A 26,951-nucleotide genomic window follows, 5' to 3' on the forward strand; every position below is an offset into this window, starting at 1 on the left:
ATAGGCGCATCCAGGGGACGCCAGTCGGTGCAGCGGAGACAACGCCCCCGGGTCGCTGGGACGCGTGTGTGCCGAGCTGAAACGGCTGGTGTCCTCTAGAAAAATCCCCCTCCGGGACACTCGACATGTATCTGCCGACCCGCGCTGCCCCCGCCTCCGCGTTCGTCCGTCCAGATTCCGCCACGCTCGTGGATGTCTGTCGCATGCGAGCGTTCGATCAGCCCACGGACCCCATCTACACCTTCGTCGACGAGGAGGGAGAGCACACCGTCACCTACGCGCAGCTGGATGCGCAGGTGCGGGCCGTGGCGGCTCGGCTCCAGCGGGAGATGGCGCCGGGAGATCGCGCGCTCCTCATGTATCCACCCGGACGTGAGTACGTGGTGGGCTTCCTCGCGTGCCTGTATGCGGGCGTGGTGGCGGTGCCCGCGTATCCGCCGGACGTGATGCGGTTGGGCCGCACGCTGCCTCGACTGCAGGCGCTGGTGGCGGATTGCGGCGCGAAGCTGGCGCTCACCACGTCGGGCATCTCCCAGTTGGTGGGGCCGCTCACCGAGGGCCTGGACGACCTTCGCGCGCTGCGCTGGCTGTCGACGGACGAGGTGCCACGCTCGGAGGCGGACCGCTGGCGCGCGCCGGTGCTGAGCGACGCGACGGTGGCCTTCCTCCAGTACACGTCCGGCTCCACGGGCACGCCGAAGGGCGTGGTGCTGGCGCATCGTCAGCTGATGCACAACAGCGAGATCATCGCGCACGGCTTCGACGCGAGCCCGTATCCGCGAGTCGTCTCGTGGCTGCCGCCGTATCACGACATGGGGCTCATCGGCGGCATCCTCCAGCCGCTGTATCGGGACATGCATGTGTCGTTGATGTCACCGATGTTCTTCCTGCAGCGGCCCATGCGGTGGTTGGAGACCATCTCCCGCCATGGCGCGACGGTGAGCGGTGGGCCGAACTTCGCGTTCGACCTCTGCGTGCGAAAGAGCACGCCCGAGGAGCGGGCCGCGTTGGACCTGAGCCGCTGGGAGGTGGCGTTCTGCGGCGCGGAGCCGGTGCGCGCGGAGACGATGGAGCGCTTCGTCCAGGCCTTCGCGCCCTCGGGCTTCCGGCGTGAGGCGCTCTATGCCTGCTATGGCCTGGCGGAGGGGACGCTCATCGTCACGGGGCGCAAGCGGGTCGCGGCCCGTCCGGTGGACCTGGTGGTGCGCGACTTCTCGCGCGAGGCGCTGGAGCAAGGTGAGGCGCGCCGCCCGGAGTCGGGCTCCGAGCAGGTGACGCTGGTGGGCAGCGGTGAGGTGCTGGGCACGCAGGTGCTGCGCGTGGTGGACCCGGTGACGGGGGAGGCGAAGGCACCGGGGCAGGTGGGCGAGCTGTGGTTGCAGGGCCCGAGCGTCGCGGAGGGCTACTGGCAGCGCCCCGAGGAGACGGAGCGGACCTTCCACGCGCGAATCACCGGCACGGGTGAGGGACCGTTCCTGCGCACGGGAGATCTGGGCGTCGTCGATGGTGGCGAGGTCTTCGTCACGGGGCGACTCAAGGACGTGCTCATCCTGCGCGGCCGCAACCTCTATCCACAGGACGTGGAGTTGACGGTGGAGCGCAGCCACCCGGGCCTGCGTCCGGGCTGTGGTGTCGCGTTCTCGGTGGACGTGAAGGGCGAGGAGCGGCTCGTCATCGTCCAGGAGGTCTCTGGCAAGGCGGTGGAGGCGGGGACCGTCGACGAGGCGGTGGCGCGCATCCAGGCCGCGGTGGCGGAGGAGCATGGCGTGGCGGCGCACGCGGTGGTGCTCATCACCGCGGGCAGCCTGCCGAAGACCTCAAGTGGAAAGGTACAGCGGCGCGTCACCCGACAGACGTTCCTGGAGGACGGCCTGGAGGTGGTGCACGTCTGGCGTGAGGGGAGGGTGGAAGCCTCCACTCTGGACGCCGCGCCGCGCGAGCCCGTGTCGACGCAGGAGGGAGACGTGCTCGCGTGGCTCAGGGAGGAGCTGTCGCGCAGCCTCGGTGTCGCGCCGGGGGGACTGGACGCCGACGAGCCGCTCACGCGCTATGGCCTCGACTCGCTGCGCGGGTTGGATGTGACGCACGCCGTGCAGCAGGCGTGGCAGGTGTCGCTTCCGCCCACGTTGTTGCTCCAGGGCCCCAGCCTGCGCGAGGTGTCCGCGTGGGTGGAGCGCATGCGAGGCACGGCGGAGTCCTCGTCCGCGATGGTGGGGACGGAGGACTCGACGCCGCATGTGTCGGATGGCCAGCGGGCGCTGTGGTTCCTCCAGCGACTGGCTCCCGGCGCCACCGCGTACCACATCACGCGGGCCGTGCGCCTCTCGCCGCAGGTGGACCTGGCCGTCCTGGAGCGTGCGTTCACCGCGCTCGTCGCCCGTCACCCGGTGCTCGCGTGCGCGTTCCCCGAGGAGAAGGGCGAGCCCGTGTGTCGAGCCGCGACGGCCCCGGCGTTGGAGCAGGAGTCCGCGCGAGGCTGGACGGAGCAGACCCTTCACGAGCGCCTGGTGTCGGAGTCGCATCGGCCGTTCGACCTGGAGCATGGACCGCTGCTGAGGCTGCGTGTCTTCACGGACGTGGAAGGAGGGCCGGTGCTGTTGATCGTCCTCCACCACCTGGTCACCGACTTCTGGTCGCTCGAGGTGTTGGCCGAGGAGCTGGGCGTGCTCTACACGGCGGGGAAACGAGGTGTGCCCCCGCTGCTCCCCGCGCCTGCTCCCGCGGTGGGCCCCATCCTCCGCGCGGAGGAGTCCCGGTACACGGGCGCTCGGGGCGAGGTGCTCCAGTCCTGGTGGCGTGAGCGGCTGAGCGGAGAGCTGCCCGTGTTGGAGCTGCCCACCTCGCGTCCTCGGCCCCGGCTCCAGTCGTTCCGGGGTGGGACGGTGTCCTTCCGCGTGGAGGCGGAGACGGCGTCGCGACTCGCGTCGTTGGGACAGGCGAAAGGCGCCACGCCGTTCATGGTGCTGCTGGCGGGCTACCTCGCGTTCCTGCGTCGCTACACGGGGCAGGAGGACCTGGTGGTGGGCACACCCACGGCGGGCAGGTCTCGCGCGGACCTGGCGCGACAGGTGGGGTACTTCGTCAACCCGGTGCCCCTACGGGCCCGGGTGGCTCGCGGGGTGTCCTTCTCCGGTTTGCTCGCGGAGGTGCGAGGCACGGTGCTGGAGGCGCTGGAGCACCAGGAGCTGCCCTTCGCGCGCCTCGTCGAGCGGCTCCAGCCTCGACGGGATGCGTCCCGTCCGCCCGTCTTCCAGACGATGTTCGTGCTGCACTCGGGACGTCCGGGACGCGAGGCGCTCGCGCCGTTCGCGCTCGGTGGCGCGGGGGCTCGCGTGAGCCTCGGTGAGCTGGAGCTGGAGTCAGTGCCGCTGCGCAATCAAGCCTCGGCCTTCGACCTCACGCTGTCGATGGCCGAGTCGGGCGATGGCTTCGAGGCCAGCCTGGAGTACTGCACCGACCTCTTCGACACCGACCTCGCGGAGCGCATGGCCCGCCACCTTCGCGGGATGTTGGACGCGGTGTCACGAGCGCCGGAGACGCCGGTGTTGGACCTGCCGCTGCTCGAAGAGGAGGAGCGACGCGCCACGCTCGCGCTGGGGCGGAGGCCCACGGCGACCCGGGCCCCCGAGCCTCGAGGACTGCACGAGGTCTTCGAGGCCTGGGCCGTGAAGACCCCCGAGGCCACGGCGCTGGTCGCGGGCGCCACGAACTGGACGTACCGCGAGGTGAACGAATGGGCGGACCGGCTCGCGAGTCGGTTGCGTCGTCAAGGCGTCGGGCCCGAGGCGCGCGTCGCGACGTTGTTCGAGCGCGGCGGGCCCGAGGCGGTCATCGCATTTCTCGCGGTGCTGAAGGCGGGCGGCGTGGTGATGCCGTGCGAGCCCTCGCATCCTCCCGAGCGCATCTCCTGGTTGTTGCAGGACGCGGGGGCGCGCTGGTTGCTCTCGCAGGAGCGACTCATGAGGAGGCTCGAGGTCCCCTCCGGGGTGACGTCGCTGCGCTGGGAGGAGTTCGGCTCGCGTGAAGCGGAGACCGAGCCCTCCGCCGAGATGAACCCGTCCGTGCCGACGCTGGAGGCCGTGGCGTACCTCATCTACACGTCGGGGAGCACGGGGCGTCCCAAGGGTGTGTTGGTGCCGCATCGCGGAGCCCTGCACCTCACGGAGGCGATGGGAGCGCGCTTCAACCTGGGGCCTGGCGCGCGCGTGCTCCAGTTCGCCTCACCGGTCTTCGACGCCTCCGTGTCGGAGTACCTCCAGGCGCTCATGACGGGCTCGGCGCTGCACCTGCCGCCGTCGGGCGAGGTGCTGGCGGGAGAGGCCCTGCACCGAATCCTCCGTGAGCAACGAATCACGCATGCGACGCTGCCCCCGTCGGCCTGCGCGCTGTTGCCGGACACGCCGCTGCCGGATTTGCGGCTGCTCATCTCCGCGGGAGAGCCGTGTCCCGAGGACCTGGTGACACGCTTCGCGCCGGGTCGGGAGATGGTCAACGCATACGGTCCCACCGAGGCCACGGTGTGCTCCACCTGGGCCACGTGCCGGGCCGGGGAGGGGACGCCGGACATCGGTCGGCCCGTGCCCCATGTCGACGCGTATGTCCTCGACGAAGCCCTGCGGCCGGTTCCCCCGGGTGTCGCGGGAGAGCTGTACGTGGGCGGGCCCATGGTGACGCGCGGCTATCTGGGGCGCCCGGAGCTGACGGCCGAGCGCTTCGTTCCGGACCCCTACGCGGATGAACCCGGGGCGCGGCTGTATCGCACGGGAGACGTGGCGCGCTGGCGTGCCTCCGGCCACCTGGAGCTGCTCGGCCGCGTGGATGCGCAGGTGAAGCTGCGAGGGTTCCGCATCGAGCCGGGCGAGGTGGAGTCCGCCCTGCGCGAGCTCGCGGGCATGCGCCAGTCGCACGTGCGCGTGTGGAGCCCGCCATCGGGAGGCGAGCCTCGACTGGTGGCGTACGTGGTGGCCCCGGAGGCGGGGATGCCGCCGCCGGGCGAGGTGCGCGCGAGCTTGAGGGCGCGCCTGCCGGAGTACCTGGTCCCCGCGGACTTCGTCGTCCTGGAGTCGCTGCCCGTGCTGTCCAGCGGCAAGGTGGACACACGCGCCCTGCCGCCGCCGACGCGCGCGACGCCACAGGAGGGCGCGCCGCGCACGCCGCTGGAGGAGACGCTGGCCAAGGCCTGGGCGGAGACGCTCGGCTTCCCGGCGGTCAGCATCCACGCGCACTTCTTCGACGACCTGGGCGGCAGCTCGCTGTCGGCGGTGCGCGCGTGCGCCCGGCTTCGCGAGGCGCTCGGTCGTGATGTCCCCATCACCCACTTCTTCGAACACCCCACGGTCCAGGCCCTGGCTCGGAGGCTGTCCTCCGAGTCGGAGCCCGGGACCCAGGCCGTGAAGCACCAGGAGCGCGCGGAGGCCCGTCGTCAGGCCCTCCAGCGTCGCGGCGGAAGGAACAACCGAGATCATGGCTGACCAGGACCAGACGGGCGGTAGCGGCAACGACATCGCGATCATCGGCATGGCGGGACGGTTCCCCGGCGCCGCGAACGTACGGGACTTCTGGCGCAACCTCCTCGACGGCGTGGAGTCCATCTCCCTGCTGAAGCCCGAGGAGCTGGAGGTCTCTCCGCTGGTGCCGGAGTCCCTGCGGCGTCATCCGGACTTCGTGCCGATGGCCAGCGTGCTGGAGGACGCGGACGCGTTCGACGCGGGCTTCTTCGACGTGCCTCCTCGGGAGGCGCTGTGGATGGACCCTCAGCAGCGCGTGTTCCTCGAGTGCGCCCACGCGGCCCTCGAGGACGCGGCCTATGACCCCGCGCGCTACACCGGGAAGATCTCCCTGTACGCGGGCGCGGGCCCGTCGCTGCACACGATGGGGATGTTGGGGCAGGGGCAACTGGACCCGGCCTCGCTCTATGAGGTGATGGGCACCTCGGGCGAGAACCTGGCCACCAAGGCCTCGTTCAAGCTGCGGCTGCGCGGTGAGAGCCTCGCGGTCTACACGGCGTGCTCCACGGGCCTCGTGGCCGTCCACATGGCGTGCCAGAGCCTGCTCTTGCGTCAGTCGGACATCGCGCTCGCGGGCGCGGTGCGGGTCTCGCTGCCGCAGCGCACGGGCTACCTCTTCCAGGAGGGGATGATCCTCTCTCCGGACGGACACTGCCGTGCGTTCGACGCGAAGGCCGCGGGCACGGTGCCGGGCAACGGCGCGGCGGCGGTGGTGCTCAAGCCCCTGGAGGACGCGCTCCGGGATGGGGACCACGTCTATGCCGTCATCCGAGGCTCCGCGCTGAACAACGACGGTGGCCTGAAGGTCGGCTACACGGCGCCCAGCGTCGAGGGACAGGCGGACGCGATTGGTGAAGCGCTCGCCTACGCGGGGCTCACGGCGGACGACATCGGCTACGTCGAGGCGCACGGCACCGGCACGGCGCTGGGAGACCCCATCGAGGTGGCGGCGCTCACCCGCGCGTTCCGTCGCGACACGGACCGCAAGGGCTACTGCGGCCTGGGCTCGGTGAAGACGAACGTCGGCCACCTGGACACGGCGGCGGGGCTCGTGGGCCTCATCAAGACGGCGCTCGTGTTGTCGGAGGAGGAGCTGCCGCCCACGCTCCACTTCACGACGCCCAACCCCTCCATCGACTTCGCGAACAGCCCGTTCACCGTCGTCGCCGAGCGCAAGCGCTGGCCCCGGGGCGAGGTGCCTCGGCGCGCGGGCGTGAGCTCGTTCGGCATCGGCGGCACCAACGCGCACGCGGTGCTGGAGGAGGCGCCTCCGCGCGAGGCCTCCGTCGCGAGCACCCGTCCCTCTCAGGTCGTCACCCTGTCCGCCCGGGGCGAGCAGGCGCTCTCCGCCTCCGTGCGCGAACTGGCGGACTGGTTGGAGACCGCGTCGCCGGATGTGTCCCTCGCGGACGTGGCCTTCACGCGCAATCGGGGGCGTGGGTCCTTCGAACACCGGCTCTCGGTGGTGGCGACGGACCGTGCGGAGCTCATCAAGAAGCTGCGCGGCAAGAACACCCCGCGCGTCCTGGAGGACGTGGCCGCGGCCCGCGAGCGTCGCGTGGCCTTCCTGTTGCCGGGGCAGGGCGCTCAGTCGCTGGGCATGGGACGGGAGCTGTACGGCGCGGAGCCGCGCTTCCGCGAGACGGTGGATGCGTGCCTGAAGGAGCTGGGGCCTTCGCTCGAGAAGGAGCTGCGGGGCGTGCTGCTGCCGGGCGCGGGAGAGGAGGCCGCCGCGCGTGAGGCCCTGAAGGACCCCCGCCTGTCGCTGCCCGCGTTGTTCTGCGTGGAGTACGCGCTGGCGAAGCTTTGGGAGTCGTGGGGCGTTCAGGCACACGCGCTGTTGGGACACAGCTTCGGTGAGTACACGGCGGCGTGCCTCGCGGGTGTCCTGCCGTTGGAGGACGCGCTGACGCTGGTGGTGACGCGCGGGAAGCTGATGGCCCGGATGCCTCCGGGCAGCATGACGGCGGTGGGGTGCGCGGAGGAGGTCGTCCGTCCGCTCATCACGGGGACGCTGTCCCTGGCCGCGGTGAACGCGGCGGAGCGCTGCGTCGTCTCGGGCCCGACGGCGGAGGTGGAGGCCCTGGAGCAGGAGTTGCTCGCGCGCGGCATCGCCGTGATGCGGCTGCCCGCGGGCCACGCGTTCCACTCCGTGGCCGTCGAGCCGCTGATGGACGAGCTGAAGAAGGTCGTGTCGGGCCTCCGGCTCGCCGCGCCCCGGTTGCCCTATGTGTCCAGCGTGACGGGCACGTGGATTCGCCCGGAGGAGGCGACGGACCCGGCCTATTGGGCTCGCCAGATGCGCGCGCCGGTGCGCTTCGCCGACGGCATGGAGACGCTGAAGCAGGACGGCGTGGCCGTGTTCCTCGAGGTGGGGCCGGACCAGGCGCTCACCGCGCTGGCGCGGATGGCGCTCACGGGCCACCCGGGGCGCGTGGTGCCTTCGCTGCCGCGCTTGAACCTGAAGCTGTCCGAGCACGGTGTGCTCATGGCGGCCGTGGGCGCGCTGTGGGAGTCCGGGCTGGCGCTGGACTGGAAGCAGTTCTACGCGCACGAGCGGCGCCGCCGCGTGTCCTTGCCGACGTACCCCTTCCAGCGGCAGCGCTTCGCCCTGGAGGCGCCCACGCTCCCCGTGGCCACCGTCGCCACGCAGCCCGTCGCGCCCGTACCCGTCGCCGAGCCCCTGCGCGTCGAGCCCCCTCGGGACGACGTCGCGGTCCCCGGTGACAAGGTCGGGCCTCGCACCGAGGTGGAGCGCGGCGTGCTCGCCATCTGGCGCGAGCGATTGGGCCGTGCCGACTTCGGCATCCACGATGACTTCCTGGAGCTGGGTGGCAACTCGCTGATGGCGGCGCAGATGCTCACGCGGCTGCGCGAGGCATTCCCCGTCCAGCTCCCGCTGAGTGATCTGTTCGAGGCGCCCACGGTCGCGGGCGTGGCCGCGCGCATCCAGGCGCGGATGGGGACGGAGCGCGTGGCGGGGAAGGCGGGCGTGCTTCCGCCGCTCGTCCCGATTCCTCGCGACGGAGAGCTGCCGCTGTCCGTGGTGCAGGAGCGCGTCTGCGCGCTGGAGCAGGCGCTCCCTGGCAACCCCGCGCTGAACATGTCGGCGACGCTGCGGCTGTCCGGTGTGCTCGACGTGGAGCTGTTGAAGCGCTCCCTGGAGGCCATCGCCCGTCGGCACGAAGCGCTGCGCACGACGTATCCCATCATCGGCGGGCGCACGGTGCAGCGCGTCTCCGTCGAGCCCCGGGTTCCTCTCGTCGTCGACTCGTTGAAGGCGCTCTCCCCGGAGGCGCGTGAGGCGCGGTGGCGCGAACGGGTCTACGAGGAGATGGCCCGGCCGTTCGACCTCGCCCAGGGCCCGGTGGTGCGCGCCCGGCTGCTCGAGCTGGAAGAGCGCGAGTACGTCCTGGTCGTCTCGGTCCACCACGTGGTGTGTGACACGTGGTCCCTGGTGGTGATTGGCGGCGAGCTGGGGGCCTTCTACGGCGCCTTCCAGCGGGGCGAGCCCGCGCCGCTCCCCGCGCTGTCCATCCAGTACATCGACTACGCGGCCTGGCAGCAGAAGGCGCTGCTGTCGGGGGCCTTCGCGGAGCAGACGCAGGCGTGGCGGGAGCGATTGGTGGAGCTGCCCGGGCCGCTGGACCTGCCCGTGGACCTGCCCCCCACCGAGGGACCCGCGCTGAGTGGTCGGCGCAGGAACGTCGGCTTCCCCGAGGCGCTGACGGGCGCGGTGCATGCGCTGGCGAAGCGTGAGGGCGTCACCCCGTTCATGGTGCTGCTCGCCTCGTGGAAGGGGTTGCTGGCCCGCTGGGCGGGGCGCGACGACATCGTGGTGGGGACGCCCATCGGCAATCGGAGTCGCCCGGAGCTCGAGCCGCTCATCGGCTACGTGGCGCACGCGGTGCCGCTGCGCACGGACCTGTCGGGAGACCCGACGTTCCGCGAGCTGATCGGCCGGGTGCGGGACGTGGTGGTGGAGGCGTACTCCCAGCCGGACGTGCCCTACGAGCACCTCATCCGCGAGGTGGAGCCTTCACGCAACCCGGGGCGTGAGCGCGTCTTCGACACGCTCTTCATCCTGCACCCCCGCTTCGACGCGAACCTGGAGCTGCCCGGTCTTCGGATGCGCATCGTCGAGGTGGAGGATGGGCCGGCGCAGTTCGGCAACGTGTTGTCGCCGCTCTCGGTGTCGATGGGCGAGGACGCGGGCGGCTTCACCGGCACGCTCGACTATGCGTCGGAGCGCTTCGCGCCGGAGACGATGGCGCGGCTCGTCTCGCACTGGACGTCGCTGCTGACGGCGGCGGTGGAGGACCCCGAGCAGCGGCTCTCCTCGCTCCCGCTGGAGCACGTGGCGCCGAAGGCCCTGGTGCGCACGCACGAGGAGCCGCGGACACTCGCCGCGCTGTTGGATGCCCGGTCCTCGGAGGCGCTCGACCGCGTGGCGCTGTCGGTGGAGGGCGGCGCGGACGTCACGTGGCGGGAGCTGCGCTCGGAGGCGAAGCGCCTGGCGTCGGAGTTGCGCGCGAAGGGCGTGAAGCCCGAGGTGCTGGTCGCCGTCTGCCTGGAGCCGTCGGTGGAGCGCGTGGTGGCGCTCTGGGCGGTGATGGAGGCGGGAGGCGCGTACGTGCTCCTCGGTGTGCCGCAGCTCAAGGAGTTGTCCGCGCTGGCGCCCGAGGGGAGCCCACCGCCGGTGCTGCTGACGCACGAGCGGTTGCAGACGAGCCTCCCGTTGGACCCGAACCGCGTCATCCAGGTCCGGATGTCCTCGCAGCTCGACATGCCGCGTGCCTTCAAGCTCTTTCCGGTGCTGCCGTCGCAGATGCCCCCGGAGACGATGGTCTGCCTGGAGACGCTCGTCGCGCCCTCGGGCGAACGGCTGCGCGCCGTGCACACGGTGCGGACGGTGGATGGGCTGTTCCGACGTCTCGATGGGGACGGCGTGGCCGGGGAGGGGACGTGGCTCGCCGCGGAGGAGGCGGGCACACCGGGCACGGGCCTGGAGCTGTTGTGGGCGCTGACGCGAGGCCTGCGCGTGGTGCTGCCGTCGGAGCGGGCGAGACTGGTGTTCTCGTCGGCGAGGCCCGCGGGTGAGCGGCCCGGTCCGGACTTCAGCCTGTCCTTCTTCGCCAACGATGAGGACTCACTGGGAGGCCGCAAGTACCGGCTGTTGCTGGAGGGCGCGAAGTACGCGGACACGCATGGCTTCTCCGCGATGTGGACGCCGGAGCGGCACTTCCACTCCTTCGGAGGGCTGTACCCGAGACCCGCGGTGGTGGGCGCGGGCGTGGCCACGGTGACGGAGCGACTGGGCATCCGCGCCGGCAGCGTGGTGTTGCCGCTGCATGACCCCGTCCTCGTCGCCGAGGAGTGGTCCGTCCTGGACAACCTGTCCAACGGCCGCGTGGGTGTGTCCTTCGCCTCGGGCTGGCACGCGAACGACTTCGTCTTCGCGCCGGACCGCTACGCGAAGCGCAAGGAGGTCATGTTCAAGGGCATCGAGGAGGTGCGCACGCTGTGGCGTGGCGGCTCGGTGCTCCGGCGCAACGGCGCGGGGGACGAGGTGGAGGTGTCCCTGCGCCCGCGTCCCGTGCAGAAGGAGCTGCCCTTCTGGCTCACGGCGGCGGGGAGTCCGGACACGTTCCGCATGGCGGGCGAGCTGGGGGCCTACGTCCTCACGAACCTGATGGGGCAGAACCTGGAGGACCTGGCCTCGAAGGTGGCGCTCTACCGCGAGGCCTGGCGGCAGCACGGCCACCCGGGCCGGGGCCACGTCAGCCTCATGATGCACGCGTACCTGGGGACGGACGAGGCCGAGGTCCGTCGTCGCGTGCGCAAGCCGTTGCTCGATTACTTCCGCAGCTCGGTGGACATCCTCCAGGCCTTCGCGTCCAGCCTCGGGATGAAGGGGGACATGCGCACGCTGACGAACGCGGACGTGGATGCCCTGCTGGAGCACGGGCTCACGCGCTACGTGGAGGAGGGCGGCCTGTTCGGCACCCCCGACACGTGTGGCCCGGTGGTGGAGCGGGTGAGGAAGCTCGACGTGGACGAGGTGGCCTGCCTCGTGGACTTCGGCGTCGAGGTGGAGGCGACCCTCGAGGGGCTCGTGCACCTGAACACGCTGCGGCGTCGGTATTCACCGAGGCCCTCGGCGGCGATTCCGGGCGTGGCCATCCAGGAGGGCCCGGGGGCCGCCGTGTCGCTGCTCGCGTTGGTGAGGCAGACGAAGGCGACGCACCTGCATGTCACGGCGTCGCTGGCGCGCGCGCTGGCGGAGCTGCCGGACGCCTCCGAGGCCCTGAGCCCGGTCCGTCACGTCCTGGTCGAGGAGGCGAAGGAGGACGTCACCGCCGCGTTGGCGAACCTGCTCTCCGCCGAGGTGTCCCGGCGTGACCCGCTGTTCGGTGTGGGCGCCTGGATTCGCTCGGGAGCGACGGAGGACTCTGGCTGGGAGGTGCTCGATACGGAGGGCCGTCCGGTGCCGGTGGGGGTCGTGGGCGAGCTGGTCGTCACGGGTGATCGTGCGCCTCGGGGGCTCTGGAACGCACCCACCACCTCCTCGCTGCGGGTGCTCTCCGGAGCCGTCACGGGCTTCTCGCTGGGCCGCAGGGCGCGTCGTCGCCTGGATGGAACGGTGGAGCTGCTGGCGCCTGTTCGGGCGCCGTCGCGTCGACCGAAGCCTCCCCGTGTCGCCGCGCAGTCCGCGGCACCGGCGAAGCGCGAGGGGCCGCCGCCCATCCCGCGCATCTCGCGCGAGCAGCCGCTGGCGCTCTCGTTCGCGCAGCAGCGCCTCTGGTACCTGGACCGCCTGGAGCCGGGGAACGTCGCGTACAACAACTCGGTGATGCTGTCGCTGAGTGGGCCGGTCGACGCTGGCGCGCTCCATCGAGCCCTGGAGGAAGTCGTGCGGCGCCACGAGGCGCTCCGGACCACCTTCTCCATGTCCGAATCGGGCGCGGTGCAGCACATCGTCGCGCCGGGGCCGCTGCCTCTCCCGCTCTCCACGCGTGAAGAGGGTGTGTCGGTGGAGTCCTGGGCCAGGACCGAGGCGCGCAAGCCGTTCGACCTGGAGCAGGGACCGCTGTTCCGCACGTCGCTGCTGCGCGTCGATGAGCACGAGCACGTGCTGCTCATCGTGATGCACCACATCGTCTCGGACGGTTGGTCCTCGGGCGTGTTGTTCCACGAGCTGGCCACGCTGTACGCGGCGTTCATCGAGGGCCAACAGGCCACGCTGCCCGCGCTGCCGGTGCAGTACGCGGACTACGCGGCCTGGCAGCTGGAGTGGATGCGAGGCCCCGAGCTCGCGGCCGAGCAGACCTGGTGGCGGGACGTCCTCGCGGACGTGCCCGTGCTGAGACTGCCGACGGACCGCCCGCGTCCGCCCGTGCAGACGTATCCGGGGGCGCGTCACGCGCTCAGCATCCCCCGTGCGCTCACCGAGTCCCTGACGTCCATGGGGCGACGCGAGGGCGCCACGCCCTTCATGGTGTTGATGGCCGCGTGGCAGACGCTGCTCCATGCGTACTCGGGGCAGGACGACTTCGCGGTGGGCACTCCCGTGGCGGGTCGCAACCGGCCGGAGGTGGAGCCGCTCATCGGCTGCTTCATCAACTCCATCGCCCTGCGCGCGGACCTGTCGGGTGACCCCACGCTGACGGAGGTCATCGGACGGGTGCGTCGCGCGGCGCTCGGTGGCTTCGGGCACCAGGAGGTGCCGTTCGAGAAGCTGGTGGACGCGCTGCACGTGGCTCGCGACTTGAGCCACACGCCCATCTTCCAGACCATGTTGGTGCTGCACAACACACCGCCCATCGAGCTGTCCATGGCGGGGCTGCGCCTGGGGAGCCAGGTGGTCCACACCGGCTTCACCAAGCTGGACCTCACTTTGGAGCTGGTGGAGTCCAAGGACGGCCTGTCCGGAGGCATCGAGTACAACACCGACCTCTTCGACGCGGAGACCATCAGCCGCCTCTCCGGTCATCTGGTGCGGCTGCTGGAGCAACTGGCCGCGCGTCCCGAGCAGCGGGTCTCCCAGCTCAGCCTCCTGTCCGAGGCCGAGCGTCACCAGCTCCTGGTGGAGTGGGGGCCGACGTCCCTGCCGGAGCCCACGTCGGCGGAGACGGTGTCGTCGCGCTTCGCGGCGCGGGCCGCGAGTGCTCCGGACGCCGTGGCGGTGGAGGACGACTCGCGCCGGCTCACGTACCGGGAGGTGGAGGCGCTCTCCTCGCGACTGGCCTCGGCGGTGAGCGCGTTGGGGGCGGGGCAGGGCGCGGTGGTGGCGCTTGCGTTGGCCCAGCCCACGGACGTGGTGGCGGCGATGCTCGGCGTGCTGCGCGCTGGAGCGGCGGTGGTGGTGCTGGACCTGGAGCATCCGGCGGAGCGGCTTTCGCGAATCCTCGAGGACACGAAGGCCTCCGTGGTGGTGACGTCCGGCGCCTGGCGTGCACGGGTGCCCGAGCGCGAGGGCCTGTCGGTGGTGACGGTGGAGTCGCTGCCGGAGCGCGTCGGTGCGCTGCCTCCGCTGCCTGAGCCGCATCACGCGGCCTGCGTCGTCTACACGTCGGGTTCGACGGGGCGCCCGCGCGGCGTGGTCATCGAACATCGTCAGTTGGTGTCCGCCACGCGGGCCCGACACGCGGTGTACGGGGCTCCAGGCGTTGTGCTGTCCCTGGCGCCGTTCACCTTCGATGCCTCCCTGGCGGGCCTGTTCTGGTCGCTCTTCGAGGGCGGCACGCTGCGCTACCCCGACGTGGAGGAGCGCGAGGACCCGAGGAAGCTGGCGGAGTTGGTGGCGAGGGCGCGCGTCACGCACCTCATCTCCGTGCCGGCGCTCTATGCGCAGGTGCTCGCGGCGGCGCCCGCGGGCGGGCTGTCGGGCCTGCGCGCGGTGAGCGTGGGGGGCGAGGCCTGCGCGGTGGAGCTGGCGCAGGCGCATCATGAAGCCCTGCCCACGGTGCCGCTGTTCAACGAGTACGGCCCCACCGAGGCGACCATCTGGAGCACGGTGCACCGTGTCCAGAAGGACGAGCAGGGCAGTGTGCCCATCGGCCGCGCGGTGCCGGGCGCAAGGGTGTACCTGCTCGACTCGCGGCGAGGGCTCGCGTTGCCCGGCGCACCGGGAGAGGTGTACGTCGGCGGCGGCGGTGTCGCGCGAGGCTACCTCGGTCAGCCCGAGCTCACCGCCGAGCGCTTCGGAGTGGACCCGTTCGACGCGCGTCCCGGCGCGCGCATGTACCGCACCGGTGACGTGGCGCGCTGGCGTCGGGATGGGACGCTGGAGTTCCTGGGGCGCGCGGATTCGCAGGTGAAGGTGCGTGGCTTCCGCATCGAGCCCGGTGAGGTCGAAGCGGCGCTGCTCGCGAATCCGGAGGTCCGAGAGGTCGCGGTGGTCGCGCGAGCGGACGGTGGGCCGAAGCGACTGGTGGCCTACGTGGTGGCCTCCGCAGCCGAGCCGGGAGAGGCCGTGTCGTCGGGAGTGCTGAAGTCCTGGCTGCTCTCGCGGCTGCCGCCCTACATGGTGCCGTCGACGTATGTGGCGCTCGCGTCGTTGCCGCGCACGCGGCACGGCAAGGTGGACACGCGCGCGCTGCCGGCGCCCGAGTCCCAGGTGACGAAGTCGACGAGCACGTCGAGCGCGGGGCCTCGCACCGAGGTGGAGGAGCGGCTCGCGGCGCTGTGGAAGGAAGTGCTCAACGTGGACCGCGTCGGCATCCACGATGACTTCTTCGAGCTGGGAGGAGACTCCATCCTCGGCTTGCAGATCGTCACGCGCGCGCGCGCCGCCGGGCTCGAGCTGTCACCGAAGCAGCTCTTCCAGAACCCCACGGTGGCGAGGCTCGCCGCGGTGGCGGGGACGCGGCTCACGGTGCAGGCAGAGCAGGGTCCCGTCGTGGGCCCGGTGGCCCTCACGCCCATCCAGCGCTGGTTCTTCGAGCTGGAGCTGGAGGACCCCGACCACTGGAACATGTCGCTGATGTTCCAGTCGCGCACGCCGTTGGACCCGGCGCTGCTGGAGCGTGCCCTGGCGCACGTGGTGGAGCACCACGACGCGCTCCGCCTGCGCTACGCCAGGACGGCGGACGGCTGGCATCAGACGTCCGAGGCTCCCGGGGCGCCCATCTCGCTGGAGCGCGTGGACCTGTCCGACGTGCCGCGCGAGGCCCTGACGAGCACGTTGGAGCAGCGGGCGATGGCGCTTCAGCAGTCGCTCTCGTTGGACGGCCCCATGCTTCGGGCCGCGTTGCTGGAGCCCGGAGCTGGCCAGCCCGTGCGCCTGTTGCTGGCGGTCCACCACCTCGTGGTGGACGCGGTGTCGTGGCGAATCCTGGTGGAGGACCTGGCCACGGCGTATGCGCGACTCACCGAGGGCGCGCCGGTGCGACTGCCGCCGAAGACGACCTCGTACCAGGCCTGGGCGCGAGGCCTGGAGGCGCTGGCGGGCTCGGAGAAGTTGGGCGCGGAGCGCACGTGGTGGCGCGAGCGCCCGTGGTCGGAGGTGGCGCGGCTGCCTCGGGATTTCCAGGAGGGCGGCAACACCGAGGCCACGGCGCGCACGGTGCAGGTGTCGCTGGATGCGGAGCAGACGAAGTCGCTCCTGCACGACGTGCCGAAGGCGTGGCACACGCAGCCCCAGGACCCGTTGCTCACGGCCCTGGCGCAGGCGCTGTCCGCGTGGACGGAGCGGGGTGTCGCGCTGGTCGACGTGGAGGGCCATGGTCGCGAGGAGGTGCTCCCGGGCGTGGACGTGTCGCGCACGGTGGGCTGGTTCACGCGCATCTTCCCCGCGCTGTTGGACGTGCGTGAAGCGAGAGGGCCCGGTGAGGCGCTGCGCGGCGTGAAGGAGTCGCTGCGCGCGGTGCCGACGCAGGGCATGGGCTGGGGGCTCCTGCGCTACGTGGCGCGGGACACCGCGCTGGCGGAGCTGCCCCGGGCGGAGGTCGGCTTCAATCACCTGGGACAGGTGGATGGCCTCGTGGGCGGAGAGGGACCCTTCACGCTCGCACCGGAGAGCGAGGGCGTGCGGCAGCGCGCGGCGAGCTCACGTCGGCCGTACCTGTTGGATGTGACGAGCGTGGTGCGCGAGGGCCGGCTGGAGGTGACGTGGACCTTCAGTGAGGCGGTGCACCGTCGTGAGACGGTGACGCGAGTGGCGGAGGACTTCGTGGCGCGACTGGTGGCCTTGATCCAGGCCTCGAGCGCTCCGGACGCGGGCGGGCATTCGCCGTCCGACTTCCCCCTCGCGAAGGTGAAGCAGTCGCAACTCGACAAGCTGGCGGCGCGGTTCGGAAAGAAGACGCGATGAGCGACAACATCGAGGACCTGTACCCGCTGTCGCCCCTCCAGGGCGGCATGCTCTTCCACGCCATCTCCGAGCCCGGCAAGGGCCTCTACTTCAACCAGCTGGTCTGTGAGCTGCGGGGCGCGCTGGACGTGGAGGCCTTCGCCGCCGCGTGGCGTGGCGTGGTGGCGGCGCATCCCGTGCTGCGCACCGCGCTCGTCTGGGACGACGTGGACGAGCCGGTCCAGGTCGTGCTGCGCGAGGTGGACCTGCCCCTGCGCCAGGAGGACTGGCGGGACTTGTCCCCGGAGGCCTTCGAGGCGCGGCTGGAGACCTTTCTGGCGAAGGATCGCGAGGAGGGCTTCGACCTGTCCCAGTCGCCGCTGATTCGGCTGACGCTCCTGCGTGGCGCGGACCGGGTCTACCGCTTCGTCTTCAGCCACTCGCACCTGGTGCTGGACGGCTGGTCCGTGCCGTTGGTGGTGAAGGACTTCTTCACGTTGTACGAGGGGACGGTCGCGGGCCACGCTCCGAGGCTCGCGCCTCCGCGTCCCTTCGGTGACTACCTGGGATGGTTGGCCGAGCACGACCTGAAGACCTCGGAGGACTTCTGGCGGCGTGAGCTGGCGGGGTTCTACGAGCCCACGCCGACGGGCGCGGGAGTGGGTGAAGGTGAGGGCCGGGCCACGCTCATCCGCCGCCTGCCCGAGCAGACCACGGCCGCGCTCAACGCCTTCACGCGTCGACACGGAATCACGATGAGCACCGTGGTGCAGGGCGCGTGGGCCCTGGTGCTCGGGCGCCTGTCGGGCTCCGAGGACGTCGTGTTCGGCACCACCGTCTCCGGCCGCCCTCCGGACCTCGCGGGCGTGGAGGAGATGGTCGGCCTGTTCATCAACACCCAGCCGGTGCGCGTGCGCTGGTCCGGGGACCTCACGTGGGCCACCTGGCTCCGCCGCATCCAGGAGATGCAGGTGGACGCGCGCCAGCACGAGCATGCGCCCCTGGTGAAGGTGCAGCGCTGGAGCGAAGTCCCCGCCGGGACCGCGCTGTTCGACACGCTGGTCGTCTTCGAGAACTACCCCCTGGATTCGGCGCTGACGTCGGCCTCGCGAGCGCTGGAGGTCCACCGTGTCCAGTCGAAGGAGGAGGACCACTTCGGCCTCACGCTGACCTCATCCCCGGAGGCGCGACTCCCGCTGCACTTCAGCTACGACCGGAGCCGCTTCACGCGGGAGTTCGCGGAGGCGCAGCTGGAGCGGCTGGCCCTCGTGATGGAGACCCTCGCGACGAGGCCCGAGAGTCGACTGGGCGAGCTGTCCTTGTTGTCCGCCTCGGAGCGGGAGCTGCTCCTCGTGCGCTGGAACGACACGGACCGGGAGCTTCCGTGGGAAGGCGCGCTGCACGAGCGCTTCGAGGACCAGGCCGCGCGCACGCCCGACGCCCTGGCCGTCCTCGACGACGAGACGTCGCTCACATTCCGGCAGCTCGACCGTCGGGCCAACCGGCTCGCCCATTGGCTGCGCGCGCGTGGCGTCGGGCCTGAGTCCCGCGTCGCGCTCTGCCTGGAGCGCAGCGTCGACATGGTGGTCGCCCTCTTCGGCGTCCTCAAGTCAGGCGGTGCCTACGTCCCCCTGGACCCAGCGCATCCACCCGAGCGACTCGCCTTCGTGGTCCAGGACGCGGGCGCCAGGTTCGTGCTCACGCAGCGCTCGCTGGCCGAGCGACCGCGGAGCCAGGACACCGAGGTCATCTGCCTGGATGACCCGGGCATGGTGGAGGCGCTCGCCGCGGAGTCGGACACCGCTCCGCCGCGCGTCTCGCTTCCTCAGCACCTGGCCTACATCATCTACACGTCGGGCAGCACGGGGCAGCCGAAGGGCGTGATGATTCAGCACGCGTCCGTGATGAACCTGAGGGCGGCGCTCGCGTCCAAGGTGTTCGCCGGATTGAGCGGCCCGCTGCGCTTCAGCCTCAACTCGCCGCTGGCGTTCGACATGTCCGTCCAGCAGCTGGTCCACATCACGGATGGCCACGCCCTGTGCGTGGTATCGCAGACTGTCCGCCAGGACGCGGCCCTGCTGGTGGAGTGGGTGGAGCGACACCGGGTCGACGTGTTCGACGGCACGCCCTCCCATCTGCGCGTGCTGCTCGACGAGGGGCTGGGCGCGCATCGTCCGCTGCGCATCCTCTTCGGAGGCGAGGCGACGGACGACACGCTCTGGGCTCGCATCGCCGCGCACCCGCGCATCACCGCCGTCAACGTCTACGGCCCCACCGAGTGCACGGTGGAGGCGACGGTGCGTTTCGTGCGAGGCACGTCGGGGCCTTCGCTCGGCCCACCGCTGGCGAACGTGAAGGCATACGTCCTGGACGCGAACCTCCAGCTCGCCCCCGTGGGCGTCGCCGGAGAGTTGTTCCTCGCGGGAGAGGGCGTGGGGCGTGGCTATCTGGGACGCCCCGCGCTGACCGCGGAGCGCTTCCTCCCCAATCCCTTCAGCACCGTCCCGGGCGACCGCATGTACCGCACGGGAGACAAGGTGCACTGGCTCCCGAACGGCGAGCTCCGGTTCCTCGGCCGCATCGACTTCCAGGTGAAGCTGCGCGGCTTCCGCATCGAGCTGGGGGAAATCGAAGCCACGCTCTGCCGGCACCCCGAGGTTCGCGACGCCCTGGTCCTCCTGCGCGAGGACGCGGGGTCGCCGCCGAGGCTCGTCGCGTACGTGGTGCCCTCGGGAGCGCGGGGACGTGAGCCCGCCGCGCTGCGCGAGTTCCTGTTGGAGCAGTTGCCCGAGTACATGGTGCCCGCGGCCTTCGTCGCGATGGAGGAGCTCCCTCGGACGAGCAGCGGCAAGGTGGACCGCCGTGCCTTGCCAGCGCCAGAGGTCACGGAGGAGGAGCGGACCGACGCGGTCGCGCCACGCGACGCGAAGGAGGAGACGCTCGCGGCCATCTGGGCCCAGGTGCTGGGACGTGCCCGGGTGAGCGTGCACGATGACTTCTTCGAGCTGGGTGGAGACTCCATCCTCGGCATCCAGGTCATCTCCCGCGCCGCGCAGGCGGGATTGCACCTGCGCGCGAAGCAGCTCTTCGAGAACCCGACCGTGGCGCGACTCGCGGCGGTGGTCTCCGAGGCGCCCCGTGAGGTCATCGCCCAGGGACCGGTGACGGGACCGGTGGCGCTGACGCCCATTCAGCACGGGTTCTTCGCGCACGAGCGGTCGGGAGTGCAGCACTTCAATCAGGCCCTGCGCCTCACGCTGCGCGAGCGGATGGTGCCGGAGCACCTGGACCGTGCCCTTCAGATCGTGCGCGAGCACCATGATGCCCTGCGTCTGCGCTTCGCGAAGGACGCAGAGGGCGGCTGGCAGCAGGAGCTGATGGGACTGGAAGGCGTCCTGCCGCTGGAGACGGTGGACCTCGGTGGGTCCGAATCGCGGGAGGCCGAGTTGGAGGCCCACGCGGCACGGGCCCAGGCGAGCCTGACGCTCTCCAAGGGCGAGGTCGCGCGAGCGGTGCTGTTCGAGTCGGGACCGGACGTGCCGCAGGAGCTGTTGATCGTCATCCACCATCTGGCGGTGGATGCCGTCTCCTGGCGGGTGCTGGTGGAAGACCTGCTGACGAGCTACCAGCGGCTCCGCGCGGACGAGCCCGTGAAGCTCCCCGCCAAGACGGTGTCCTATCAGTCCTGGGCCTCACGGCTGGTGGAGCACGCGCGGACCTCCGCCGCGCAGGAGGAGGCGACCTTCTGGCTCGGGCTGCCGTGGGAGGGGGTGGGCTCGTTGCCGCGTGAGGTGGAGGGCGGCCCCGCGAACACGGAGGGCGCGTCGAAGGTGGTGGAAGTGGCGCTGGAGCCCGCGGAGACGCAGCTGCTCCTCCAGGACGTGGCGAAGGCGTTGCGCGCGAAGCCGGACGAGCTGTTGCTGGCGGCGCTCGCCCACGTGCTGCGTCGGTGGACGGGGGCGTCATGCGTGCGCGTGGACATGGAAGGTCACGGGCGCGAGAACGTCTTCGGCGAGGTGGACCTCTCGCGCACGGTGGGTTGGTTCACCAGCATGTTCCCGGTGTTGGTGGAGGCGCAGGGGGCGGGGCCTGGAGCATGGGTGCGCGCCGCGAAGGAGGCGATGCGGCGCATCCCGTCCAAGGGCGTGGGCTTCGGTGTGCTGCGCTACCTGTCGCCGGACCCGGCGCTGCGTGAGCGCCTGCGTGCGTTGCCCGCGCCGGAGGTGGGGTTCAACTACCTGGGACAGTTCGACAACGTGCTGCCGGCCACGGCGCCGCTGCGGATGTCCGAGGGCCCGGTGGGCCCCACGCGCGCGCCCGAGGGTGTACGTGAGCACCTGCTCGACGTGGACTGCATCGTCAGCGGCGGACGGATGCGACTGATGTTCACCCATGGCCCGGGGATTCATCGGACCGGGACGGTGGAGACGCTGGCCGACGGGGTGGTCGCGGCCCTGCGCGAGCTCATCGCGCATGCGACGTCGGAGGACCCGCGCGGACTGTCACCGTCGGACTTCCCGCTGGCGAAGCTGGGGCAGGGCGCGCTGGAGGGACTCGCGGACCGGATGGCGTCCAACGGCCTGCGCCTGCGCGACGTGGAGGACCTGTATCCGCTGTCTCCGTTGCAGCAGGGCATCCTGTTCCACATCCTCCAGGATGAAGCGGCCCAGCCCTACTTCAACCAGATGGCGTTCGAATTGGAGGGCGCGCTCGACGTGAAGGCGCTGACGGAGGCGTGGCGACAGGCGGCGCGCCGCTTCTCCATTCTCCGGACGGCGTTCTACTGGGACGGGCTGGACGCGCCGCTGCAAGCGGTGATGCGCGACGTGGAGCCCCCGGTCCAGGTCGAGGACTGGCGCGCGGTGCCTCGGGACGAGGTGGATGCGCGGGTGTCGGCGTTCCTGGAGGAGGACCGTCGACGCGGCGTGAAGCTCTCCGTCGCGCCGCTGTTCCGGCTGGGGCTGCTGCGGACGGAGGAGCGGGTCTGGCGCGTGGTGTTCAGCTTCTCGCACCTCTTGCTGGATGGCTGGTCCACGCAGTTGGTGACGCAAGATGTGTTCACCCGGTACGAGGCGCTTCGGCGAGGCGTGACGCCGCCGCGAGGAGAGGTCCGGCCGTATCGTGACTTCATCGCGTGGCTGGAGCGACAGGACCCGGGCGCCGCGAAGGCCTTCTGGAGCAAGGCGCTCGTGGGGTACGCGGAGCCCACGCGCGTGGATGTCGCGGGGCCGGCGCGGGGACCCTCGGGACGAGGCGCGCAGGAGCTGCGGCTCGGTGCCGAGGAGACCGCGGCCCTCGTGGCCTTCGCGAGGCAGCAGGGCATCACCCAGAGCACCCTGGTTCAAGGGGCCTGGGCCGTGGTGTTGGGGCGCTACAGCAGTCAGGACGACGTGGTCTTCGGCGCCACGGTCGCCGGACGTCCCGCGGAGCTGACGGACTTCGAGAGCATGGTGGGGTTGTTCATCAACTCCATCCCCGTGCGCGTGCGGATGCCGCCCGAGGCGAGGGTGGGGACGTGGTTGAGGGAGCTCCAGGGCTGGATGCAGGAGGCCCGGCAGTACGAGTCCACGCCGTTGGTCGACGTGCGTCGCTGGAGCGAGGTGCCCTCGGGCGAGCCGCTGTTCGAGACCCTCTTCACCTACGAGAACTATCCGATGGAGGCGGGGCTCTCCACGCCGTCGGAGGACCTCGTGGTGCGCAATCCCATGGCGGTGGAGGCGGACCACCACCCCATCTCCCTGGTGGTCATGCCGGGGAACGAGTGGGTGTTCAAGCTGAACCATGACGCCGCGCGCTTCGACGCGCTCGCGGTGCGGCGCATGCTCGAGCAGGTGCGCCACCTGTTGTCCGAGTTGCGCGGCAAGGTCGAACAGCCCTTGGCGTCGCTCGACCTGATGAGCGCTGACGAGCGGCGGCGAGTGGTGGAGGAGTGGAGCGGGCGCGGCGTGATCGCGCCGCCCGCGCAGGCGCTGCACGAGCGCTTCGAGGCGCAGGTCGCGCGCACGCCCGAGGCGTTGGCGGTCCTCGATGACGAGACGTCGCTCACGTTCGAGCAGCTCGACCGCCGGGCCAACCGGCTCGCCCATGGGCTGCGAGCTCGCGGCGTCGGGCCCGAGTCCCGCGTGGCCCTCTGCCTGGAGCGCAGCGTCGACATGGTCGTCGCCGTGCTGGGTGTCCTCAAGTCCGGTGGTGCGTACGTCCCCTTGGACCCGGCGCATCCTCGCGAGCGACTCGCGTTCGTTCTCCAGGACGTGGGCGCGGCGTTCGTCCTCACGCAGAGGGCCTTCGCCGAACGTGTGGAGGCCCAGGGCGTCGAGGTCATCCGTCTGGATGACCCGGGCGCGGTGGAGGCGCTCGCCGCGGAGTCGGACACCGCGCCGCCGCGTGTCTCGCTTCCGGAGCACCTGGCCTACGTCATCTACACGTCGGGCAGTACGGGTCAGCCGAAGGGCGTGATGATTCAGCACGCGTCCGTGATGAACCTGCGCGCGGCGCTCGCGTCCACGGTCCTCGCGGGTGTGAACGGTCCGCTGCGCTTCAGTGTCAGCGCGCCACTGGCCTTCGATGCGTCCGTCCAACAGCTCGTTCAGCTCTCGGATGGACACACTCTGTGCGTGGTGCCCCAGGTGGCTCGGCAGGATGCGGCCCTCCTGGTGGCGTGGGTGGAGCGACACCGCGTCGACGTGCTCGATTGCGCACCGTCCCACCTGCGCCTGCTGCTCGGAGAAGGGCTTGCCTCCAGTCGAGACCTTCGCGTCCTCGTGGGCGGCGAGGCGGTGGACGAGGCGCTCTGGGCGCAGCTCTCCACTCACCCGCGCATCACCGCGTTCAACGTCTACGGGCCCACGGAGTGCACGGTGGACTCCACGGGGCGTGCCGTGCGTGGAGCGGCGCGGCCTTCGCTCGGAGCACCGCTGGCGAACGTGCGGGCGTACATCCTGGACGCGAACCTCCAGCCTGTCCCCGAGGGCGTGCCTGGGGAGCTGTTCCTGGCGGGGGAGGGCGTGGGGCGTGGCTACCTCGACCGTCCAGCGCTGACCGCGGAGCGTTTCGTTCCCAATCCGTTCAGCACGGTCCCGGGCGCGCGCATGTACCGCACGGGAGACAAGGCGCGCTGGCTCCCAGACGGTGAGCTTGCGTTCCTCGGTCGCCTCGACTTCCAGGTGAAGCTGCGCGGCTTCCGCATCGAGCTGGGTGAAATCGAGTCCGTGCTGCGCGCGCATCCCACGGTGGGGGATGCGGTGGCGGTGGTTCGCGACGAGGGGCCCTCGGGCGCGAGGCTCGTGGCGTACGTGATGCCCTCGCGTGAGCATGCCGAGCGGCCGGACCCCACGGTGCTCCGTGCGCATCTGGTCGGTCGGTTGCCGGAGTACATGGTTCCCTCCGCGCTGCTCGTGTTGGAGGCGTTGCCGCTGACGCCGAGCGGCAAGGTGAATCGCAGGGCGCTGCCCGTGGTGGGGCTGGGGCGCACGGCGGGAGCGGACTTCGTCGCGCCGGGTACCGCGACGGAGCAGTTGCTGGCGGGGATCTTCGCGGAGGTGCTGGGGCTCGACAGGGTGGGGATCCACAGCCACTTCTTCGAGCTGGGAGGACACTCGCTGCTGGCGACGCGAGCCATCTCGCGGATTCGGAGTGCGTTCAGCCTCGAGGTCCCACTGCGCGAGCTGTTCGTGTCTCCCACCGTGGCGTCGCTCGCGGTGCGCGTGGATCGGCTGATTCGAGCGGGAGCGTCGTTGGCGGTGCCTCCGTTGAAGCCTCGCGAGGACAAGCACCGACCGGCGCGGCTGTCCTTCGCGCAGCAGCGTCTGTGGTTCCTGGACCAGTTGGAGCCGGGCAGCGCTTCGTACAACATGCCGGGTGCGGTGCGGATGAGCGGTCCGCTGGACACGGAGGCCTTGTCGAGGACGTTCCAAGAACTCGTCCGACGTCACGACGCCCTGCGCACCACGTTCCGAAGTGAGAACGGGGTGGCGGTGCAGAGGGTTTCGCCCGAAGTCGAGGTGTCGCTGCGCCTGGTCCAGTTGGATGGGCTGTCAGAGGCTGCGCGCGAGGCCGAGACACGTCGTCACGTGGAGCAGGAGGTGTTGCTCCCGTTCGATCTGGCGCGAGGGCCGCTGCTGAGGGCGACGTTGGTGCGGCTGTCCGCGGAGGAGCACGTGTTGGTGGTGGTGATGCACCACATCGTGTCGGACGGGTGGTCGACGGGGCTGTTGGTGCGGGAGGTGGCCGCGCTCTACGGGGCGTATGCGGAGGGGAAATCGTCTCCTCTGAACGAGCTGCCGGTGCAGTACGGGGATTATGCGGAGTGGCAGCGGGGGTGGCTGCAGGGGGAGGTGCTGGAGCAGCAGGTGGAGTACTGGCGCAAGCAGTTGGAGGGCGCGCCGAAAGCACTGGAGTTGGTGACGGACAAGCCGAGGCCGGCGGCGCAGAGCTTCCGTGGGGCGGTGGTGGAGCGGCGGTGGGAGAAGGAGCTGTGGAGGAAGGTGGAGGAGGTGAGCCGTCGTGAGGGGGTGACACCCTTCATGGTGCTGCTGAGCGCGTACCAGGTGGTGCTGGCGAGGCACGCGGGGCAGGGGGACGTGGTGGTGGGGTTCCCGATCGCAGGGCGTACGCACGCGGAGACGGAAGGGCTCATCGGCTACTTCGCGAACACGCTGGTGCTGAGGGGGCGTGTGGAGGAGGGGGAGACGTTCGGGGAGTTGGTGGGGAGGGCGAAGGAGGTGACGTTGGGTGCGTACGCGCACCAGGACGTGCCGTTCGAGAAGCTGGTGGAGGAGTTGCTGCCGCAGAGGGACCTGAGCCGCAGTCCGCTGTTCCAGGTGAGCCTGACGCTGCAGAACACGCCTGGGTTGAAGGTGAGTCTGGGGAAGGGGTTGGTGCTGAAGGGGCTGGAGACGGACACGAAGACATCGAAGTTCGACCTCTCGTTGTCGGTGGGAGAGGACGCGGACGGGGTGGCGGTGGCGCTGAACTACAACAGCGACCTGTTCGAGGAGGGGACAGCGGAGCGGTTGGTGAAGCACGTGCGGCGAGTGCTGGAGGGTGGCGTGGAGGGGTGGGGGAAGAGGGTGAGGGAGCTGCCGCTGGAGACGGAGGAGGAGCGGCGGCGCGTGGTGGCGGAGTGGAGTGGGCGGAGGCGCGAGGATGTGTCCGGAGCGAAGTCGCGCGAGCACGGACATCTTCCACGCGCCGAGTCAATCGCAGTGGAGACGTGGAGCGGACAGAGTCCCCACGTCGCAAGGACGCCTGCGCTGGCGGAGTTGTTCGAGGCGCAGGTGGAGCAGACGCCGGACGCGGTCGCGGTTGTCGACGACGCCGGCGAGTCGCTGACGTACGGACAGCTCAACGAGAGAGCGAATCAGCTCGCGCACCACCTGAGGAGCGTGGGAGTCGGCCCCGAGGTGAGAGTGGGGCTGAGTGTGGAGCGCTCGCTGGAGTGGGTGGTGACGGTGGTGGGCGTGGTGAAAGCGGGAGGAGCGTACGTGCCGCTGGAGGGGAGCAACCCGGCGGAGCGGTTGAGGTGGATGAAGAGGGAGGCGGGAGTGGCGGTGGTGGTGGGCCGCGAGGAGCTGGTGGAGGAGGTGGCGGAGAGCGCGGACGTGGTGGTGAGCGTCGACGCGGAGGCTGGGGAGATAGCGAGTCAGCCGAAGAGCAATCCGCGGCGTCGAGGAGAAGGAAGCAGCCTGGCGTACGTGATGTACACGTCGGGGAGCACGGGGACGCCGAAGGGAGTGGGGGTGCCGCAGAGGGCGGTGGCGAGGCTGGTGAAGGGAGCCAGGTACGCGAGCTTCAGCGAGAAGGAAGTGTGGTTGCAGCTGGCGCCCGTGGGCTTCGACGCGTCGACGCTGGAGGTATGGGGCGCGCTGCTGAACGGAGCGAAGCTGGTGGTGTACCCGGCGAAGGAGCTGGCGCTGGAGGAAGTGGCGGCAGCGTTGAAGAAGCACCAGGTGACGTCGCTGTGGCTGACAGCGGCGCTCTTCGAGCAGATGCAGGCGTACCAGCCGGAGGCACTGGCGGGAGTGAGGCAGGTGCTGGCGGGAGGGGACGTGCTGCCGGTGCAGCGGGTGAGAGAGCGGCTGCGCGCGGGAGGCCCCCTCATCAACGGGTACGGCCCGACGGAGAACACGACCTTCACGACGACGTGGAGGATG

The 26,951-nt window shown here is 70.9% G+C and carries 3 protein-coding genes; all 3 read left to right on the forward strand.

What is annotated here, in order from left to right; genetic code table 11:
- Nucleotides 1–203: 203 nt before the first annotated feature.
- Nucleotides 204–5,471: a non-ribosomal peptide synthetase gene (locus LXT21_RS37295; RefSeq protein WP_254042995.1), complete on the forward strand. Its 5,268-nt coding sequence runs from the start codon at nt 204–206 to the stop codon at nt 5,469–5,471.
- Nucleotides 5,464–16,821 (forward strand): type I polyketide synthase, encoded by an 11,358-nt coding sequence (locus LXT21_RS37300; protein ID WP_254042996.1) that lies wholly within the window; start codon nt 5,464–5,466, stop codon nt 16,819–16,821. The genes LXT21_RS37295 and LXT21_RS37300 overlap by 8 nt, the downstream gene beginning before the upstream one ends.
- Nucleotides 16,818–26,951 (forward strand): non-ribosomal peptide synthetase (locus tag LXT21_RS37305; RefSeq protein WP_267145440.1); only part of this gene is annotated, 10,134 nt, incomplete at its 3' end. The genes LXT21_RS37300 and LXT21_RS37305, both read left to right, overlap by 4 nt.

The sequence above is a fragment of the Myxococcus guangdongensis genome (genome assembly GCF_024198255.1).
Lineage (GTDB): Bacteria > Myxococcota > Myxococcia > Myxococcales > Myxococcaceae > Myxococcus > Myxococcus guangdongensis.

Coding starts and splice junctions, on each gene's coding strand:
- LXT21_RS37295 (WP_254042995.1), top strand. CDS start 204: ATGCGAGCGTTCGATCAGCCCACGGACCCCATCTACACCTTCGTCGAC.
- LXT21_RS37300 (WP_254042996.1), top strand. CDS start 5,464: ATGGCTGACCAGGACCAGACGGGCGGTAGCGGCAACGACATCGCGATC.